Here is an 18,933-nt window from a genome sequence, read left to right as displayed (position 1 = left end):
GCGACGCCTCACTCCGCGCCATCCTTCATCTGCTTCAAATGCTTGTAGACCGTGGCCCGCCCCATCCCGAACACGCTGGCGACGTAGTTCGCCGAGCTCTTGCCGCGAAACGCGCCCTCGGCATACAAGGCCTCGACGAGTTCGCGCCGGTGCTCGCGCGCGAGCCCGTTGAGCGTGGCCCGACATGCGGCCCGTGATCGGCCCCGCGCCGCGGCATCGCGGCCTGTGGTTCGCGTTCGGCCACAACCATCATGGGCTGACGCTCGGCCCGGTCACGGGCCGCCTGCTCGCGGAAATGATGACGGGCGAGACGCCGTTCACCGACGCGCATCCCTATCGGCCGTCACGGTTCGCGTAACGTCGCGGCAGGCGCCGCCGCCCTTCTACACCACGGGCAAGTAAGCACTGCGCCTTACGTTCGCCGGGCAGAAGATGCGAAACTCGACCGGCCCCTCCGGCGGCGCATCCTCGACGACGCCGCATGCGCGCAACAGATGTTGCAACGCCGAGATCACCTGCCCGTCGGGATCCTGGTCGATCGCGACGTCCATCAGCCCGGCCTCGATGTACTCGCGATGCGTATCGAGCATCTCATGCCCGACCCAGACGACGTCGCCGCGCGTGCCGTACCGGCGCAGCGCCGCCTCGATGCCCGGCGATCCATAGCCGCTGTCGTAAATCCCCGCCAGATTGCCGCGCTTGAGCGCGTCCACGACCGCGCGATAGCAGCGGTCCGCGTTGTCGAACATCTCGACCGCGAGCGGCGCGCATTCGAGCTCGGGAAACGCTTCGAGCGCCGCCCGGCAGCCGCCGATACGGTCGATGTGCGCGCGGTAGTCCAGGCGGCTCGCAAGCAGCAGCACATGGCCTGGCCGTTTCGCGAGACGTCCGAGGAAATAGCCTGCCGTGCGGCCCGCCGCGAAATTGTCGATGCCCGCGTAGTGCAGACGCCCCGGCGTCGCGATGTCGGTCACCATCGTCACCACATGCTCGCCGCGCTCGATCGCAGCGGCGAGCGCATCGCGCACGCGCGGCGTGTCGTGCGTCGTCACGATCAGGCCGGCCCGCTTGTGACGCGGATTGAGGATCGCGGCGGCGATCGTGTCGTCGTCCGCTTCGGGCAGCACCGACCGGTGCACGACGATGCGCCTGTCGAGCATCTGCATCGAACGTTGCAGCGCGAGCGTCATGCGCTGGAAAAACGGCGTGGGATTGTTCGGCAGCAGCACGTCGACATGCAGCAGGCCATGCCGCGTGTCCGGCAGGATGCGCGGCACCGCCAGGCGCTTGGCCGCCGCGACGACGCGCGCACGCGTCGCCGCCGAGACGCTGCCGCGCTCGTTGAGCACGCGATCGACCGTGGCGATGCTCACGCCCGCCTCCGCCGCGATCTCCTCGAAACGCGCGCTGCGCTTGCGCCGCGCGGCGGCGCCGGGCTTGCTCTCACTGCCTTGGGTCACGCTCGTCTCCTTTCGCCTTCGTTGCCGTGCAGCACGCGCGGCGCGGCGGCACGTCGGGCTCGCCATGGTTTTTCCGTGACGCTATGAGCTTGACGAAAAAACGTCAATCTTTTCGTTGAGAGCGCCTCTTGGCGGGCCTACGCTGCGCACATCGAATCACGTTTGCGAGCCGCCTCCTCGCAGACCGGCAAACCAAGGAGACAGTGGCGATGAGCACACCACAGAGCGTCGCGGCGCCCGCCGCCACGGCCCGCACCACCGGCCCCGCTACCGCCGCGGGCCTCGAAGGCGGCGAAGAGATCTGGTTTCGGCCGATGATCCCGCGTCAAACGCTCAAGCAACTGACCAAGCGCAGCGACGCGGAAAGCCTCAAAAATTTCGGCCTGTGGCTCGCGCTGCTCGCCGCCGCGGGCACGGTGGCCGCGTGCAGCTGGGGCACCTGGTGGGCGCTGCCCGCGTTCTTCGTCTACGGCACGCTCTACTGCTCGAGCGACGCGCGCTGGCACGAGCTCAGCCACGGCACGCCGTTCAGGACGACCTGGCTCAACCAGGTCTTCTATCAGCTCTGCTCGTTCATGACGATCCGCGAAGCCACGTTGTGGCGCTGGAGCCATGCGCGCCATCACACGCATACGATCATCACGGGCCGCGACCCCGAGATTCAGGTCGACAACCCGCCGCGCCTCGTCGAGATCCTGCTCGACTTCTTCTATCTCGTGGGCGGCACCAAGGAAGTCATCAAGATCGTGCGCCACGCATGCGGCTCGATCGCCCCGGAGATCGCCGATTTCGTGCCCGCCAGCGAGCGCTCCAAGATGGTCTGGATCAGCCGCGCCTACGTCGCCATCATGATCGCGCTCATCGCGTGGTGCGTATCGGTCCACAGCATCCTGCCGCTGCTCTTCGTCTGGACGCCGCGCTTCTATTGCGGCTGGTTCCACCAGACGCTCGGCCTCACGCAGCATGCCGGCCTCGCGGCGAACGTCACCGATCACCGCCTCAATACGCGCACCGTCCACACCAATCCGGTGTTCCGCTTTCTCTACATGAACATGAACTACCACATCGAGCACCACGTGCTGCCGATGGTGCCGTACTACGCGCTGCCGCGCCTGCACGAAGCGATCCGTTCGCAGACGCCGCCGCCGTATCCGAACCTGTGGTCCGTGTATCGCGAGATGGTGCCCGCGCTGATCCGCCAGCGCCGCGACAACGCGTACTTCATTCGCCGCGAGGTCGAGCCGCAAACTGCGGCGCACACCGCGCAATAAGCGCCCGATTGCGTAAATAATCCAGGAGACAAGCAATGGTTGAGCAACGTGAATGGGTCGTCGCGTGCGGCACCGGCGACATCGATGAAGAAGACGTCATCCGTTTCGATCATGGCGGCGCGACGTTCGCCGTCTATCGGATCGACGACGGCTTTCATGCGACCGACGGCTGGTGCACGCACGAAAAAGCCCATCTCGCCGATGGAATCGTGCTTGGCAACGTCATCGAATGTCCGCGCCATCAGGGACGCTTCGACATCGCCACCGGCAAGCCGCTGTGTGCGCCCGTCTGCGAGCGGCTGCGCACGCATCCGGTGCGCGTCGAGGGGGATGCGGTGCTGATCGGCGTTCCGCTCGCAGGGGAATCGTGATGCATGAGGACGCCATCGTCATCGTCGGAGCCGGTCTTGCCGGCGCGCGGGCGAGCGTCGAGTTGCGCGAGGCGGGCTATGCCAACCGTATCGTGCTGATCGGCGGCGAAGCGCATGCGCCTTATGACCGGCCGCCGCTTTCCAAGGCTGTGCTCGCCGGCCAAAAGACGATCGGCGAATGTGCGCTTTTTGCCGAAGGTGTTTTCGCGCAGCATGCGATCGATGTGCAGCTCGATCGACGTGTGGTCGAGATCGATCGAAGCGCGCACCGGGTGGTGCTCGACGATGGCTCGACTGTCAGCTATCGCAAGCTGCTCATCGCAACCGGCGCGGAACCGCGCCAGCTCGCTGTGAACGGCGCGCTGAAGGCCGGCGTGATGACCTTGCGCACGGCGGACGATGCCCGAAGCCTCGCTGCGCGCCTCTCGCCCGGACAGCGCCTGGCCATCGTCGGCGGCGGCTTCATCGGGCTCGAGGTGGCGGCCAGCGCGTGCGGCATGGGTTGCGATGTGACGGTGATCGAGGAGGGACAGCGCGTGCTGATGCGCGCGGTCCCGCCCGCCATCGCCGCACGGATCGAGGCGCGTCATCGCGCGGCGGGCGTGCGGTTCCGCTTCGCCGCGCAAGTCGCCGAAATCGCGGGTCGCGGTGCGGCGCGCGAAGTCTGTCTCGCGGACGGCGAGCGGATTCCTTGCGACACGGTTGTGATCGGCATCGGCGCAGCCCCGCGCACGGCGCTCGCTTGCGCTGCCGGCCTGGAGATCGCACACGATACGAAAGGCATCGCCGTCGACGAACGTCTTGCCACGAGCGACCCTGACATCTTCGCGGCGGGCGACGTCACGTCGTTCCCGCATCCGCTCTACGGCGCGCGCATCCGGCTCGAATGCTGGAAGAACGCCGAAGACCAGGCCCGCGTCGCGGCACGCAACATGACCGGCGCAGAGATCCGTTATCAAGCGGTGCCGTGGTTCTGGTCCGATCAGTACGAGCTGTCGATCCAGATCGCGGGGCTGCCGCAGTTCGGCGTCGAGCAAGTCGTACGCGAAACCGCCGATGCGCTGCTGCTTTTCCACTTGCGCGCCGACGGCGCGCTCGCCGCCGCGAGCGGCGTCGGCACGGGCGCGGTGGGCCGCGACGTGCGCATCGCGCAGATGCTGATCGAGCGCGGCGTGCGCGTCGATGCGGGCGATCTCGCCGATCCGTCGGTCAGGCTCAAGTCGCTGCTCGCAGCGGTTCCCGCCTGAAGCAGCCTCATCGATCCTGCCGCGCACATAACCTGAGAGCAAGAAAGAAGCTACCCCATCAAGGAGACGCCGTTGAAGAACCCCGCATTGCAGTTTTCGTTGAACCGCATGAGCGCGCCACGCATTGCACTCGATGAATTCGCGGCGCTCTGCGGCCGCCTCGAAGTCGACGCGATCGAAATCCGCAACGACTTGCGCGGCATCGAAATCGAGGACGGCACGCCCGCCGCCAAAGTGAAGGCCGTGGCTGCAGAAAATGGGCTCACGATCCTCTCGATCAACGCCTTGCAGCGCTTCGACCTGTTCGACGCCACCCGTGCCGAAGAAGCGGCGACGCTCGCGCAATACGCAGCCGACTGCGGCGCGCAAGCGCTCGTGCTGTGCCCGACGAACAGCCGCCAGGACGAACGCACGGCCGCCGAGCGGCGCGCGAACCTGACGGCCGCGCTCAAAGCGCTCAAGCCGATTCTCGAAGATCGCGGCCTCGTCGGCCTGATCGAGCCGCTGGGCTTCGAGGAATGCGCGGTGCGCCGCAAGTCCGATGCCGTCAAGGCCATCTACGACGCAGCGGGCGAGATGCGCTTCAGGCTCGTGCACGACACGTTCCATCATCACCTGAGCGGTGAAAACATCTTCTATCCCGACTTGACGGGCCTCGTGCACGTCTCGGGCGTCGAAGACAGCGAGCTCGCGGTGGACCACATGCGCGACGGACACCGCGTGCTGGTCGGCACCGCAGACCGGCTCGACAACGTCGGCCAATTGAACACGCTGTTCGCGCGCGGCTATCGCGGACACGTCTCGTTCGAGCCGTTCGCTCAGATCATCGCCGGGGCCGCCGATATCGAAACCCGCTTGCGCGACAGCATCGCGTATTTGCGTGCAAACGTTGTGACGGGGCAACTCAAAGCCGCCTAGCGGCGAGCATCCCAACGCAACACCAAGCAGCAAACCACGCGGCACGCGCATGAACCGGCGCCAGACCGGCAGCCGTGCCTTCAAATTCGACAATACATTGGAGACGAGGCATGAACCGCTGGATCCAATCCCTTTGCGCTTTTTCCCTTGCATCGATGGCGCCGATCGCGGCGCTCGCCAACCCGACGATCGGCGTCTCGATGGCGCATTTCGACGACAACTTCCTCACCACCGTACGCAACGCGATGGCCGCCGAAGGCAAGGCGCAGAACGTCACGCTCGATTTCGAGGATGCCCAAGGCGACGTGGGACGCCAGGTCAGCCAGGTGGAGAGCTTCGTCTCGCAGCGCGTTTCCGCGATCATCGTGAACCCGGCCGATGCATCGGCGACCAAGCGCATGACCGATACCGCGCGCCGCGCCGGCATTCCGATCGTCTACGTGAACCGCAAGCCCGACGAGCCGATGGGCGGCGGCGCCTATTTCGTCGGCTCCGACAGCCTCGTCGCCGGCCACCTGCAGATGGATTACCTCGCCAAGCAGATGAAGGGCCAGGGCAACGTCGCGATCATGCTCGGCGAGCTCTCCACCGACGCCACGCGCGACCGCACCAAGGGCGTCAAGGACATCGTCGCGAAGAACCCCGGCATCCATGTCGTCGAAGAGCAGACGGCCAATTTCGACCGCAGCCAGGGCATCAACCTCGTGAGCCAGTGGCTCAGCGCGGGCAAGAAATTCAACGCCATCGCGGCCAACAACGACGAGATGGCGCTCGGCGCGCTGATCGCGATGAAGCAGGCGGGCGTCTCGCCGAAGGACGTGCTCGTCGGCGGCGTCGACGCGACCAAGGACGCGCTCAACGCGATGGCCAAGGGCGACCTCGCCGTCACCGTGTTCCAGGACGGCCGCGGACAAGGCGCGCAGGCCGTCGATGCCGCGCTCAAGGTCGCGGGCGGCGACAAGAGCGTGCCGAAGGAAACCTGGATTCCCTACCAGCTCGTCACGCCCGACAACTACAAGACGTTCCTGAACAAGTAGTCCTGGAAAAGAAGCACATGTCCTCGGGGCAGCGTGCCCCGCTCCCTCAGCTTGAAGGAGTGTCGTCATGTCTGAACTCAGCACGCTCGAGCGCGCCTCTTTGGCAGTCCGCTCGAACGCCGCGCCCTTGTTCGCGGCGCGCAATATCCGCAAGGCGTTTCCGGGCGTCGTCGCGCTCGACGACGTCTCGATCGAGATCCACGCCGGCCGCGTGCATGCCTTGATGGGCGAGAACGGCGCGGGCAAGTCGACGATGATGAAGATCGTCGCGGGCGTCCAGGCACCCGACGCCGGCTCGCTTCTCTTCAAGGGCCGGCCCGTCGCCCTGAAAAACCCGCGCGACGCGCTCGGCAAAGGCATCGCGATGATCCACCAGGAGCTCAACCTCGTGCCCGGCATGACCGTGGCCGAGAACATCTGGATCGGCCGCGAGCCGCGCAATGCGATGGGCCTCATCAAGCACAACGCGCTCAACCGCCGCACGAGCGAACTGTTCGAAGCGCTCGCCATCGAGATCGATCCGCAGACGCCGCTCGGCACGCTCAGCATCGCGAACCGGCAGATGGTCGAGATCGCCAAGGCCGTGTCGTTCGATTCCGACCTGCTGATCATGGACGAGCCGACCTCGGCGATCACCGACAGGGAAGTCGAGCACCTGTTCCGGATCATCGGCGACCTGAAGGCGCGCGGCAAGGCGATCATCTACATCACGCACAAGATGGACGAGGTGTTCCGCATCGCCGACGACATCTCGATCTTCCGCGACGGCCATCACATCGTCACGCGAGCCGCGAGCGAGTTCGACAAGACCTCGCTGATCGCCGCGATGGTGGGCCGAGAGCTCGACCAGGTGTTTCCGAAGATCGAAGTCGAGCACGGCGAAGTCGCGCTTGCCGTGCGCGGCCTCGGCGTCTCGGGCGTGTTCTCGAATGTCAGCTTCGAGCTGCGCTACGGCGAGATTCTCGGCTTCGCCGGCCTGATGGGCTCGGGCCGCACCGAAGTGATGGAAGCGCTCTTCGGCGTGCGGCCGGCCGATGCCGGCGAAGTGCTGATCGACGGCAGGCGCACGGCGATCCGTTCGCCCCGGCAGGCGATTGCGGCCGGCATGGCGTTTCTGACCGAGGACCGCAAGGACAGCGGGCTGTTTCTCAAGCTCTCTGTCGGCGAGAACATGCAGATCTCCGCGCTGCCGAAGCATTCGGCGCTCGGCTTCGTGCGGCAGCGGCGCGTCGATGCGTCGTGCTCGCAGATGTGCCGGCAGCTCGCGGTCAAGACGCCGGGCCTTCACGAAATCATCGAGAACCTGAGCGGCGGCAACCAGCAGAAGGTCCTGCTCGCGCGCTGGCTCTTGAACCAGCCGAAGATCCTGATCCTCGACGAGCCGACACGCGGCGTGGACGTCGGCGCCAAGGCCGAGATTCACGCACTGATCTCGCAGCTCGCGAAGCGAGGCGTGGCGATCATCCTGATCTCGTCGGAGCTGCCCGAGGTGATGGGCATGAGCGACCGCATCCTCGTGATGCACGAGCGCCGCGCCAACGGCATCCTGCCGCGCCCGATCGCGACGCAGGAAGCGATCATGACGCTCGCGTCGGGCGAAGCGCTCTGACGCGCCGGGCAAACGGACTATCCCCATCGAAGATGGCCAAGGAGACGAACATGCGCAATTCCGCCGTACTCAGTCCCGAACTCGACGCCGCGCCACCGCGGCAAAAATGGCGCATGCCGCAGGAAACCAGCATCCTGCTGGTGCTCGTCGCGATTGCACTCGTCTTCGAAGCGCTCGGATGGATCCAGCGCGGACAATCGTTCCTCTACAACCCGCAGGGACTGTTGATCATGGTGCTGCGCGTCTCCGAGATCGGGCTCATCGCCGTCGGCGTGACGATGATCATCATCGCGGGCGGCATCGACCTCTCGTCGGGATCGGTCGTGGCGCTCTCCGCAATGATCGCCGGCAGCATCGCGCAAACGGCCGGCTATGGGCGCGTCGTGTTTCCGGGCCTCATCGACCTGCCCGTGATCGTGCCGGTCATGGCCGGCGTGCTCGCAGGCGGACTGTGCGGGCTCGTCAACGGCTCGCTGATCGTGCGAACGGGCGTGCCGTCTTTCATCGTCACGCTCGGCATGATGGTGTCGGCGCGCGGATTCGCGCGCTACTACACGCACGGGCAGCCGATCAGCAGCTTCACCGATGCGTACGCGGCGATCGGCGGCGGCGCCAAGCCGGTGGCGATCTTTCTCGTTGCGGCGCTCGTCTTTCACGTGGTGCTGCGCTATACGCGCTTCGGCAAGTGCCTCTATGCGATCGGCGGCAACGTGCAGGCTGCGCGCGTCTCGGGCATTTTGGTGGGACGCAACCTGATCGCGGTGTATACGCTGGCGGGGCTGCTGACGGGGCTCGCCGGCGTCGTGGTGTCGGCGCGGGCGCAGACGAGCCAGTCGGGCATGGGCATGTCGTACGAGCTCGACGCGATCGCCGCCGCGGTGATCGGCGGCACGAGCCTGGCGGGCGGCGTCGGCAGGATCACGGGTACGGTGATCGGCGCGTTGATCCTCGGCGTGATTTCGAGCGGGTTTACGTTTCTCGGGATCGACTCGTATCTTCAGGAGATCGTGAAAGGCGTGATCATCGTTGCCGCGGTGGTGGCCGATCAGTATCGGAAGCGGCGGGGGAAGTGAGCCGGCGGAGCCGGCCTATCCCCTACTCCCCAAGCAAATGCAGCACCACATTCCGCCGCTGCGGCCGGATGCGGTGCTCGAACACATAGACCCCCTGCCACGTGCCGAGCGTGAGCGCCCCGCGCTCGACCGGTATCGCCAGGTGCACCTGCGTCAAGGCGGTGCGCAGGTGCGCTGGCATGTCGTCCGAGCCCTCGGTGTCGTGCTCGTAGCGCAGCGGGTCTTCCGGCGCGATGCGCTCGAAATAGGCGCCGATGTCGCGCTGCACCGACGGATCGGCGTTCTCCTGGATCAGCAGCGACGCCGACGTGTGCTGACAAAACACCGTCAGCAAGCCGGTCTGGACGCCTTGCTCGTCGATCCAGCCTTGCAATTGCGACGTGATCTCCATGAGCCCGCGTCCGCGCGTGTCCACGCTGATGTGAGTGATGGCCTGTTTCATGGGGTCTCTCCTATTGTATGTTGTAGTCAGGCTTGGGCGGCTTTCGCCCCCTGCACGCGGATATCCGCTTAGCAGTAAGCTTAACCTCCGCGCGTGAAGCCTGGAGAACCGGAGATGAACGAGCGCATCGGACACGCCCTGACCGACATACTGGACATCGCCTATGAAGACGCCGGGCCCGGCGACGGCCCGCCCGTCATCCTGCTGCACGGCTGGCCCGACGCGGCGCGCGCGTGGAAGCCCGTGGCGGCGCGGCTGAACCAGGCCGGATTCCGCACCATTACGCCGAACCTGCGCGGCAGCGGGCAAACTACGTTCCTGTCCCCCGATACGGTGCGCGACGGCTCGGGCGTCGCGCTCGCGCAGGACGCGATCGATCTGGCCGACGCACTGGGTCTCGCGCGATTCGAAGTCGTCGGCCACGATTGGGGCGCGCGTGCGGCCTATACCATCGCCGCCCTCTTCCCCGAGCGCGTCAACAGCATCGCTGCGATCGCGCTGGCGTTTCAGCCGCGCGGCGCTTTCGTGCTACCGGACTTCTCGCAAGCGCGCCGCTTCTGGTATCAGTGGTTCATGTCGCTCGACGGCGGGCCGGACGCCGTGCGTCGCGATCCCAAGGGCTTCGCGCGGATTCAGTGGGACACGTGGTCGCCCGGCGGATGGTTCGGCGAAGACGAGTTCGCACGCACCGCCGAGAGCTTCGACAATCCCGACTGGGTGCCGATCACGCTCAATGGCTATCGGCGCCGTTGGCGCAAGGATGAACTCTCCGATCCGCGTTATGACGCGCTGTACGCGAAGCTGCACACGATCGAGACCGTCGACGTGCCGACACTGATGATCCAGGGCGGCGCGGATCTCTGCGACGAGCCGGCCACGTCGGAAGGCCAGGAGGGTCATTTTTCAGCGGGATATCGGCGCATCGTCATCGATGGCGCCGGACACTTTCCGCCACGCGAAGCGCCGGACGCGGTGGCGGATGCAGTCATCGAGCACTTGCGGCGGCATTGATCAGCACAGGGGCAGCAGGCTGATCGTCAGCGTCATTCTTTTTGCGCCTTCGGTTGCTGAGGTTGCTGCTGCGGAGCGGATCCGCTTTGCGTCGGCGCCCTCGTGCATGCGTCTGGCGGCGCCAAATGGGGCACATCCTCGCAGCAGCACGCATAAACCGGAAACCCGAACGCATTCGTGCCGACGATTGTCGTTGGCCCGTGCAGCGGGCACACCGCTTTCATGGCGCCTCCCGAAACTCATTGGATCAACGAGTTCTATCGTACATGCGGCTCGCCGGTTCGGCATGGCTAAATGCCGATTGGCGCTCAAGACAATCGATTTGTCTGATCCGTTGATTTCCGACGGCCGCAAGCTCCCTGCCGAACTCACGCAATCTCACTCGTTCCCACGCCTCGCGTCTCATCGCGGGCCGCTGGCGTGTCTTTCGTGAACTCGATATCCAATACAGTCAACGCGATCGCCAACCCAAGAGCCCCCAGCCCCGCCGTCAAGTAGAAACCCGAGTGCAGCACAGCCACAAACATCTGCCGCAGCGATTCGACGGCTTGATCCCCGCTGAACGGCGCGTTCGCCAGCCGATGCAGGACCATCGACTGCTTGTGCGGATCGACCAACACCTGCGGATCGTCGAACAACGCGGCCCAAGGCCGGCTCGCGGTTCGACCGGAAAGCGCATCGAGCACGCCGCCCACACGCGTTGAGTAGCGCCACGACACCCATGCGCCAATCGTCGAAACACCCAGGAGTCCGCCGATCATTCTCGCGGACTGAATCAGGGACGTCGCGATACCCACCTGCCGTTGCCCCGCGGTCTCTTGAGCAAATATGTTCAGGTTGTTCAATATCAGCCCGAGCCCCATCCCGCCGCAAAGCAGCGACATCTCCAGCAGCACGTGCCCGCTTCCCGCAGTCACCCCGGAGACGCCGGCGCATGCCAGCACGAGAAGCGAAAAGCCGATCAGCAGGACGGTCGCCGGCCGCCTCAGGCGCGTCACCACGCGCGTGTTCAGCAGGCTTCCGACTGCCACGCTGCCTGCCAGGGGCGTCGCCAGCTTCCCCGCATCGGTTGCCGACAGATTGAACCCGGCCTGCAGCAGCAGCGGCACGTAAAAGATGAGCGAAAACATGATCGCGCCCGTGAGCAACGACAAGCAAAGGAGCATGATCATTTGCCGGTTGTGCAGCAAGCCTAGCGGTACGATCGGCGCGATAGCGCGTTTTTCGCAGGCATAGAACAGGCCTAACAGCACCGGCAGACAGGCGATCACGATCGCTCTCGGCGGCAGGAACGCGGCGCTTTGCACCTCGCCAAAGGCAAGCAGCAGGCACGCAAGCGAGAGCGAGAGAAGCAGCGCGCCGAGGTAATCGATCCGCACAGCCCCGCGCGCGGCCGGCACAAAGCGCGGAAGATAGCGCCGAACGCACCATGCGGCCACCAATCCCACGGGAAGATTGATCAGGAAGGTCGAACGCCAGCCGGAGTGATCGGTCAGGAAACCGCCCAGGGACGGACCGGCTGACGTGCCGATGCCGTAAGCCGCGGCAAGCACGACTTGCCAGCGCGTGCGCGCCTTCGGATCCGGGAACAGATCGGGAATGGACGCAAAGGCGGTTCCGGTCATCATGCCCGCGCCAATGCCCTGCAACGCGCGCGCCGCGATCAACGCGCCCATCGTGGGAGCCGCCGCGCAAAGCGCGGACGCGATGGTGAACGTTGCGATGGCCGCGAGGACGAACGGCTTGCGCCCGTAGTAATCCCCCAGCCGGCCAAAGATCGGCACCGCAATGACCTGCGCCAGAAGATAAGCGCTCGCGATCCACGTGTAATACCCGAACCCGTTCAGCGTGGCGACAATCGAAGGAAGCGCCGTGCTGACGGTGGTTTGATCGAGCGCCACCAGCATGTTGACGAGGCCGATACCCAGCATGGCCAGCAGCGACTGGCCGAACGATCGAGTGCTCGAGTTGGGAACGGCGCTCGAGCCCGATTGCGCACTTGGGTTGGACGGAGCCGTTTGCAGCATGCCTGCGCCATCGGGGGAACGCATGTGAGGAGGCATGTGCAATCAGCCAATTTTTGCGGTGATGAACAATTCCTTACGTTCAACGAGGTCCGGCGAGAGTTGCCGGTACCTCGCGATATGCTCGGTGCTCAAGTGAGCATCCAATGCCTTGCGGCTCTCCCATATCTCATGAAATACGAAGATGCCAGGGTCGTCCAGATCGCGATGCAGTTCGTATCGGATCATGCCCGCATCGTTCGCAGTAGGCGCAATGAGACCAGACAGCAGAGCGGCCAGTTCATCTTCCTTACCCGCCTTTGCAACATTGACAGCGACAACGGAAATTTCCGACATGCCATATTCCTTGAAAATCAGTTTTTAACGAGAGTACGCAACGGCAACCCTTCCACACCACTCAAAAGGTAAACAGCGTTGACAACTGCGTGGGTATGCCACGGCGGCACCGTGTGCGCGGGAATATAGACGCGCTGCACATCGACGAGCGGAACGCCCTGCGGATAGTGCGTGTATTGGCCGCCGTCCCACGAATGGGTGGTATGCGCGAGCGGCGTAACGGTGACGCCCGGCACGGCCGCTTGAACATCGCTGGCCGTGCCGCCCTCCGCCAAAAGAATACCGGCAACAAAAATCGGCATGAAAAAAACCGGGCGCCACGTCTTTTCATACAAGTCTTTTTCATTTGCGTTCAGTCATTCGGCTTGCCGGATTCAACCGATCACGTGGACTGAATCCACCTCGGCGAGTATCGGCGACGGTGCGTAACCCTTGCGCTGTGCCGCCTTATTTGCGGCGAAGTCCGTTGTCATTCAGCGTCCCCGAACCGGCCGAAATCCATACGGTTGTTCAACCGCTCCGCGAGCGATTTTTTGTTGATTTTCTTTCCGCACACGTCACCCCTCAGTCACATTCGAATGCTTCCATAACTTACGCATCGTTACTGCCCATTACGGCCGATCCGTCCTACATGTCCGTCCCCCCAATCGCGTCAACGTCCCAGGAGCAAAACATGCGTCGCATTCGACCGCTTGTTTCAAGCAGCCGCATTTTGAATCGCACCACGCTGGCATTCGCCGCTTTCTGTTTCGCGGCCGGCGGCGCCGCTGCGCAAACGCCATCGGGTCCGGTCACCACGCCGGGCTTCACCATCAGCGTCTTCGCCTCGCCTCCCGCCGGCTCCAGTGCGCCGGACTCGATCGCCGTGATCGATAACCACATCTGGATCGCCTATGCAAACGGAGGCGCGCCGGATGGTTCCGGCAACGCGCAAAGCCAGATAGTCGAATACTCGAGAGACGGCAATGTCCTGAGGAGCATTACCGTAGCGGGACACAACGACGGCCTGAAGGTCAATCCCTACAACCGCGAGATCTGGGCGGTGCAAAACGAGGACGCGAATGCGAACCTCGTCACGATCGACTCGTCGACGGGCAGGACCACGCGCTATGTCTTCGGCAAGCCGCCGCACGGTGGCGGTTACGACGACATCGTATTCAAGGACGGCCAAGCCTACTTGAGCGCATCCAATCCCACTCTCGACGCGAGCGGCCACAACAACGGTCCCTCGATCGTGCGGGCGATCCTCGAGTCGAACGGCACGATCGAAGTCTCCGCCGTGTTCTCCGGCATGCCTGCCGCCGCCAACATTCCGTTTGGCAACGTGACGCGGCTCAACCTGACCGACCCGGATTCGATGACGACGACGCCGTCGGGCGACATCCTGCTCGACGATCAGGGAGATGGCCAGCTCATCGTGTGGCGCGGCCCGGGCACCGAGCCGCAATACCTGCCGCTGCTCGGCAACGTGCAGATCGACGACACGGTATTCGCCTCCTCACGAAAGGGCTACCTGCTGGTGTCGGACACGAAGGCAAACAAGATCTACAAGATCACCTCGAACGTCTGGCAGAAAGACGCGGCATTCTCCGCGTCGACGGGCGTACCCGCTGCGAACGGCGTGCCGGCGGTGCCGGCTTATGTCGGCCAGCTCGACATGAGCAGCGGCGCGCTCCTGCCGCTCGCGACCAATATGGTCAGCCCGCACGGCATGGCGTTCATCTCGACAGAGGACCAGTAACAGCGCGTTCGCGTTGCTTGCCGCGCGACGCCGTGGCTGCGGGCCGTTCCGCAGCGACGGCGTCGCGCGCAGAGGTCATCAAATATCGAAGTACAAGTAAAACTCCCATGGATGCGGGCGCAGCTTGACCGGATCGATTTCGTGCTTGCGCTTGTAGTCGATCCAGGTCTCGACGATGTCCTCGGTGAACACCTCGCCTTTGAGCAGGAACGCGCGATCGTCTTCGAGCGCCGCGAGCGATGCCTCCAGCGAACCCGGCACCTGGCGGATGTTCTTCGCCTCCTCAGGCGGCAAGTCGTAGATGTTGCGATCGAGCGGCGGCCCCGGGTCGATCTTGTTTTCGATGCCGTCGATGCCGGCCATCAGCATCGCCGCGAAAGCGAGGTACGCGTTCGCCGAAGGGTCCGGGCAGCGGAATTCGACGCGCCTCGCCTTCGGCGAATCCGAATACATCGGAATGCGCGCGGCTGCCGAGCGGTTGCGCTGCGACATCGCCAGGTTCACGGGCGCCTCGTAGCCCGGCACCAAACGCTTGTACGAATTCGTCGACGGCGCGCAGAACGCCATCAGCGCAGGCGCATGCTGCAGCAAGCCGCCGATGTACCAGCGGCAGGCCTCCGAGGTCAGCGCCCAGCCGTGCGCGTCGTAGAAGAGATTGACGTCGTCGTTCCAGAGGCTCTGGTGGCAATGCATGCCGCTCGCGTTGTCGGCGAAGAGCGGCTTCGGCATGAAGGTCGCCACCTTGCCGTGCCGCCGCGCGACGTTCTTGCAGATGTACTTGTAGATCATCACGTTGTCGGCCATGCGCGTGAGCGTCGCGAAACGCATGTCGATTTCGTTCTGGCCCGCGGTCGCCACTTCGTGGTGGTGCACCTCCACTTGCACGCCGGCCTGTTGCAGCGTCAACGCGATTTCCGAGCGGATCTCCTGCAGCGTGTCCTGCGGCGGCACCGGGAAATAGCCCTCTTTGTAGCGCGCCTTGTAGCCGAGATTGCCGCCGCCGTACGCGCCCTCGTCGCGGCCCGTCGTCCAGTCGCCTTCGGCCGATTCAACGCAGTAGAAACCGCTGTGCTGGTCCTGCCCGAAACGGATCGAATCGAAAATGAAGAACTCCAGTTCGGGGCCGAAATAGCAGGTGGTCGCGATGCCCGTCTGGCGCAGGTAGTTTTCGGCTTTCTTCGCGACGTAGCGCGGATCGCGAGAGTACGGCCGTTGCAGCACAGGGTCGACCACGTCGCAGATCATCGACAGCGTCGGCGTGCCGCAAACCGGATCGATGAACGCGGTGGAAGGGTCGGGCCTGAGCAGCATGTCGGATTCGTGAATCTCCTGGAAGCCGCGAATCGACGAGCCGTCGAAACCGATGCCCGCGCTGAAGAGGTCGGGATGCACTTCGGGCAGCGTGATCGAGAAATGCTGCCAGAGGCCCGGCAAGTCCGTGAATTTCAGATCGACGATCTGGACATCATGCTGCCGCAGCCACCCCATCACATCGCCGGCGCTTTGCGGCCGGGTCACGCGAAAACTGCCGGCTTCGACCGATGCACCAAAAGGGGCACCTGGAGCGCGTTGCGTCGAGGACATGACAGCCTCCTCTTTCCGACCCTCATACCGTTCAAATTAGTATGTCGTGGCGTAAAAACAAGGAAGGTCTAGCCATGCGCCTGCCGATCCGCCGCCAGCGCGGCCAGGCGCGCGACGCCGGCATCCCTGGCTGCCGCCGGCGTCGAATACGATTCGTCCGACACCAATGCGCGCTTGACTTCACGCGCCGCGAAATCGACGAGCGAAATTACCCAGACGAATCCGCCGGCCTGCTCGGCCGTCTGCACGAACGCCTTCACATCGGCTTGAGTTGCGACATTCATCGTGACCTCCATGACAGAAAAGCCGCGCGAGTGTAGGGCGCGCGGCAACGAAAGCGGTTGAGTGGAGTTGCGCGAACGCGCGTTACGGCAGCTTGGCGACGATCGCGCCGATTTCATCCTTCGTGAACGCACGCAGCGTTTGCGTATGGACGTTGCCCTGCGCGCCGATCGCCATGCCCAGGGCGCAAAGGCTTTGATCGTCAGGCGCATCCAGGGTGACGACGACGTCATATTCGCCCAGCGTCCAGTAGACGTTCGTCACTTTGCAGCCGAAGCCCGTGGCCATTTCCGCCACTTGAGCGGCCCTTTTCGGGGTGTTCTTCACGGTCTTGATGCCTTGATCCGTGAATTTAGCGAGGATCACATAAGTCGCCATGGCAGCCCTCCTTGCGACGAAAACAGAAATCGCGCAAAGCGGGTCCGCGACTGCTTCCCTGCTGCGTGCGAAATCGCCGTGCGCGTGAATGGATTGTAGGCAATGGGCGCGCATGCAACGGACATTACAGCGGAAACTTCGTCGTCGAGAGGATCTCCTTGAGCACCATGAAGCTGCGGATCTGCCGCACGCCGGGCAAGTACAGCAGTTGCTCCGCGTGGAGGCGGTTGAAGCTTTCGCTGTCGCGCGTGCGCACCAGCATGAAGTAGTCGAACTCGCCGGTCACGACGTGGCACTCCATGCAGCCGGACACCTTTTGCGCCGCCTTCTCGAACTCGGCGAACGACTCGGGTGTCGAGCGGTCGAGCACCACCCCGATCACGACGAGCATGCCGGCCCCGAGCGCCTTCGGGTCGAGCAGCGCCACCACGCCTCGTATCAGCCCCATTTCCTTTAAGCGCTCCACGCGCCTCAGGCAGGCGGGCGCGCTCAGCTTCACCTTCGCCGCGAGGCTGACGTTCGAGATCGAGGCGTCGTTCTGAAGCTGCTTGAGGATCGCGCGGTCGATGCGGTCGAGCTGCTGGAGCATGCCGGTGTCATCGGCGAGTTCGCTGCGTTTCTTTATTGCGCACATGATTCATCTTGAGAAATTTAATTAGGCCAATACAGCTTCATGTAGATCCAAAGTACGTCGACGAAATTTATTTCGCAACCTCATTTCCCGGCAACGTCCCTATCATTGTCTCCATTGCGACCCACCGAGGAGACACGTCATGAATCTGCAACGATTCCCCCGCTACCCGCTCACGTTCGGCCCGACTCCCATTCAGCCGCTCAAACGCCTGAGCGAACACCTGGGCGGCAAAGTCCAGCTCTACGCCAAGCGCGACGACTGCAACAGCGGCCTCGCCTTCGGCGGCAACAAGACCCGCAAGCTCGAATACCTGATTCCCGATGCGCTCGCCCAAGGCTGCGACACGCTCGTTTCCATCGGCGGCATTCAATCGAACCAGACGCGACAGGTCGCGGCCGTCGCCGCGCATCTCGGGATGAAGTGCGTCCTCGTTCAGGAGAACTGGGTCAACTACTCCGACGCCGTGTACGACCGCGTCGGCAACATCCAGATGTCGCGCATCATGGGCGCGGACGTGCGCCTCGTGCCGGACGGGTTCGACATCGGCTTTCGCAAGAGCTGGGAAGACGCGCTCGAAAGCGTGCGCCAGGCGGGCGGCAAGCCGTACGCGATTCCGGCGGGCTGCTCCGATCATCCGCTCGGCGGCCTCGGCTTTGTCGGCTTTGCCGAGGAAGTGCGCCAGCAGGAGGCCGAGCTCGGCTTCAAGTTCGACTACATCGTCGTCTGCTCGGTGACGGGCAGCACGCAGGCCGGCATGGTCGTCGGCTTCGCGGCGGACGGACGCGCCGACCGCGTGATCGGCATCGATGCGTCGGCCAAGCCCGAGGCGACGCGCGAGCAGATCACGCGGATCGCGAAGCGCACGGCCGAAGCGGTCGATCTCGGACGCGACATCACCGAGCGCGACGTGGTGCTCGATACGCGCTACGGCGGCCCGGAATACGGCTTGCCGAACGAAGGCACGCTCGAAGCGATCCGGCTTTGCGCGCGCCTCGAAGGCATGCTGACGGACCCGGTCTACGAAGGGAAGTCGATGCACGGGATGATCGACAAGGTGCGGCTTGGCGAGTTTCCCGAGGGGTCGAAGGTGCTCTATGCGCATCTTGGCGGGGTGCCTGCGTTGAGCGCTTATAGCTTCATCTTTCGGGATGGATGAAACTGGCTTTGGTTTTTTTGTTCTTGCCTTTTAGGTTTTCGCAAAAACTTTGATATCGCGGCGGTCCGTATGGTCCGTCCCTCCCCGGGACCGGGGTCACTTTGGTCTTGCCCAAAGTAACCAAAGGCGTGTCCTGGGCGGACGGCCTCGGCCGAAGAGCACTCAGTCCTGTTCGCGGTATCGTCCTGGGGCCACTGTTACCGCTCGCCGCACGTCCCGTTAGCACGCGGCACGGAATTGCGCAGAGTCGAATCAAATCAATACTGATGGTCAGGCAAGGCCCAAAGACGTTTGTCTTGCGATGCTGCGCCGTGCGCTCGTGCTTGTTCTCAATCGTAGTCAACATGCGGCGTCGCCAA

General features: G+C 64.2%; 19 protein-coding genes and 2 pseudogenes. 11 read left to right on the top strand and 10 right to left on the bottom strand.

Annotated elements, in window-relative coordinates; genetic code table 11:
- Positions 1–8 precede the first annotated feature (8 nt).
- Positions 9–173: pseudogene (locus FAZ69_RS01340) on the bottom strand (helix-turn-helix domain-containing protein); the annotation flags it as partial.
- A gap of 5 nt (positions 174–178) precedes the next feature.
- Between FAZ69_RS01340 and FAZ69_RS01335 the strand changes: the two are divergent.
- Positions 179–358, top strand: a pseudogene (locus tag FAZ69_RS01335) (NAD(P)/FAD-dependent oxidoreductase); the annotation flags it as partial.
- Between the two features lie 25 nt (positions 359–383).
- Here FAZ69_RS01335 and FAZ69_RS01330 read toward each other — a convergent pair.
- Complete coding sequence (locus FAZ69_RS01330; RefSeq protein ID WP_240702056.1) at positions 384–1,460, bottom strand: LacI family DNA-binding transcriptional regulator; 1,077 nt, start codon at positions 1,458–1,460, stop codon at positions 384–386.
- Between the two features lie 209 nt (positions 1,461–1,669).
- On the opposite strand from FAZ69_RS01330, the gene FAZ69_RS01325 reads away from it, so the two are divergent.
- The 7 genes from FAZ69_RS01325 (at position 1,670) to FAZ69_RS01295 (ending at position 8,986) form a co-directional block, all read left to right on the top strand.
- Complete coding sequence (locus tag FAZ69_RS01325) at positions 1,670–2,731, top strand: fatty acid desaturase (RefSeq protein ID WP_136892133.1); 1,062 nt, start codon at positions 1,670–1,672, stop codon at positions 2,729–2,731.
- A 35-nt stretch (positions 2,732–2,766) separates the two neighbouring features.
- Positions 2,767–3,102 (top strand): non-heme iron oxygenase ferredoxin subunit, encoded by a 336-nt coding sequence (locus FAZ69_RS01320; RefSeq protein WP_136892132.1) that lies wholly within the window; start codon positions 2,767–2,769, stop codon positions 3,100–3,102.
- Entirely contained in the window at positions 3,102–4,349 is a 1,248-nt protein-coding gene (locus FAZ69_RS01315) for an NAD(P)/FAD-dependent oxidoreductase (protein WP_169708521.1), read from the top strand. The genes FAZ69_RS01320 and FAZ69_RS01315 overlap by 1 nt, the downstream gene beginning before the upstream one ends.
- A 108-nt stretch (positions 4,350–4,457) precedes the next feature.
- Positions 4,458–5,267, top strand: a complete 810-nt coding sequence (locus FAZ69_RS01310) for a TIM barrel protein (protein ID WP_136892495.1) — start codon at positions 4,458–4,460, stop codon at positions 5,265–5,267.
- Positions 5,268–5,377: 110 nt separating this feature from the next.
- On the top strand, positions 5,378–6,304 hold the full coding sequence (locus FAZ69_RS01305; RefSeq protein WP_136892130.1) for a sugar ABC transporter substrate-binding protein: 927 nt from the start codon (positions 5,378–5,380) through the stop codon (positions 6,302–6,304).
- 67 nt (positions 6,305–6,371) lie between these two features.
- Positions 6,372–7,913 carry a sugar ABC transporter ATP-binding protein gene (locus FAZ69_RS01300; protein WP_136892129.1) on the top strand — a complete coding sequence of 514 codons (1,542 nt, stop codon included), beginning with the start codon at positions 6,372–6,374 and terminating at the stop codon, positions 7,911–7,913.
- A gap of 50 nt (positions 7,914–7,963) precedes the next feature.
- A complete protein-coding gene (locus FAZ69_RS01295; RefSeq protein ID WP_136892128.1) occupies positions 7,964–8,986 on the top strand; it encodes an ABC transporter permease in 1,023 nt (340 codons plus the stop codon).
- A 22-nt stretch (positions 8,987–9,008) separates the two neighbouring features.
- Here FAZ69_RS01295 and FAZ69_RS01290 read toward each other — a convergent pair whose 3' ends face one another.
- Positions 9,009–9,428, bottom strand: a complete 420-nt coding sequence (locus FAZ69_RS01290; RefSeq protein WP_136892127.1) for a secondary thiamine-phosphate synthase enzyme YjbQ — start codon at positions 9,426–9,428, stop codon at positions 9,009–9,011.
- A 114-nt stretch (positions 9,429–9,542) separates the two neighbouring features.
- Between FAZ69_RS01290 and FAZ69_RS01285 the strand changes: the two genes are divergently transcribed.
- Complete coding sequence (locus FAZ69_RS01285; RefSeq protein ID WP_136892126.1) at positions 9,543–10,439, top strand: alpha/beta fold hydrolase; 897 nt, start codon at positions 9,543–9,545, stop codon at positions 10,437–10,439.
- Positions 10,440–10,807: 368 nt separating this feature from the next.
- Here the strand turns inward: FAZ69_RS01285 and FAZ69_RS01275 are convergent, their stop codons facing one another.
- The 3 genes from FAZ69_RS01275 to FAZ69_RS01265 are packed head-to-tail and all read right to left on the bottom strand — an operon-like array spanning position 10,808 to position 13,134.
- Positions 10,808–12,490 carry an MFS transporter gene (locus FAZ69_RS01275; protein WP_240702055.1) on the bottom strand — a complete coding sequence of 561 codons (1,683 nt, stop codon included), beginning with the start codon at positions 12,488–12,490 and terminating at the stop codon, positions 10,808–10,810.
- Positions 12,491–12,508: 18 nt separating this feature from the next.
- Positions 12,509–12,799 (bottom strand): putative quinol monooxygenase, encoded by a 291-nt coding sequence (locus FAZ69_RS01270; protein ID WP_136892124.1) that lies wholly within the window; start codon positions 12,797–12,799, stop codon positions 12,509–12,511.
- A gap of 17 nt (positions 12,800–12,816) precedes the next feature.
- Complete coding sequence (locus FAZ69_RS01265; protein ID WP_136892123.1) at positions 12,817–13,134, bottom strand: cupin domain-containing protein; 318 nt, start codon at positions 13,132–13,134, stop codon at positions 12,817–12,819.
- Between the two features lie 338 nt (positions 13,135–13,472).
- Between FAZ69_RS01265 and FAZ69_RS01260 the strand changes: the two genes are divergently transcribed.
- Positions 13,473–14,540, top strand: a complete 1,068-nt coding sequence (locus tag FAZ69_RS01260) for a hypothetical protein (protein ID WP_136892122.1) — start codon at positions 13,473–13,475, stop codon at positions 14,538–14,540.
- Positions 14,541–14,618: 78 nt separating this feature from the next.
- Here the strand turns inward: FAZ69_RS01260 and glnA are convergent, their stop codons facing one another.
- From glnA to FAZ69_RS01240, 4 genes are all read right to left on the bottom strand, one after another.
- Positions 14,619–16,124 carry a type I glutamate--ammonia ligase gene (gene glnA, locus FAZ69_RS01255; protein ID WP_136892121.1) on the bottom strand — a complete coding sequence of 502 codons (1,506 nt, stop codon included), beginning with the start codon at positions 16,122–16,124 and terminating at the stop codon, positions 14,619–14,621.
- Between the two features lie 68 nt (positions 16,125–16,192).
- Entirely contained in the window at positions 16,193–16,408 is a 216-nt protein-coding gene (locus tag FAZ69_RS01250; RefSeq protein ID WP_136892120.1) for a hypothetical protein, read from the bottom strand.
- Positions 16,409–16,490: 82 nt separating this feature from the next.
- Positions 16,491–16,784: a GYD domain-containing protein gene (locus FAZ69_RS01245; RefSeq protein WP_136892119.1), complete on the bottom strand. Its 294-nt coding sequence runs from the start codon at positions 16,782–16,784 to the stop codon at positions 16,491–16,493.
- Between the two features lie 124 nt (positions 16,785–16,908).
- Positions 16,909–17,418, bottom strand: a complete 510-nt coding sequence (locus tag FAZ69_RS01240; protein ID WP_136892118.1) for an Lrp/AsnC family transcriptional regulator — start codon at positions 17,416–17,418, stop codon at positions 16,909–16,911.
- Positions 17,419–17,557: 139 nt separating this feature from the next.
- Here FAZ69_RS01240 and FAZ69_RS01235 point away from each other — a divergent pair, with 139 nt between their 5' ends.
- Positions 17,558–18,574 (top strand): 1-aminocyclopropane-1-carboxylate deaminase, encoded by a 1,017-nt coding sequence (locus tag FAZ69_RS01235; RefSeq protein WP_136892117.1) that lies wholly within the window; start codon positions 17,558–17,560, stop codon positions 18,572–18,574.
- Positions 18,575–18,933 lie beyond the last annotated feature (359 nt).

Source organism: Trinickia terrae (genome assembly GCF_005144415.1).
Classification (GTDB): Bacteria; Pseudomonadota; Gammaproteobacteria; order Burkholderiales; family Burkholderiaceae; genus Trinickia_A; species Trinickia_A terrae.
This window is presented reverse-complemented; position numbering and strand designations above follow the sequence as displayed.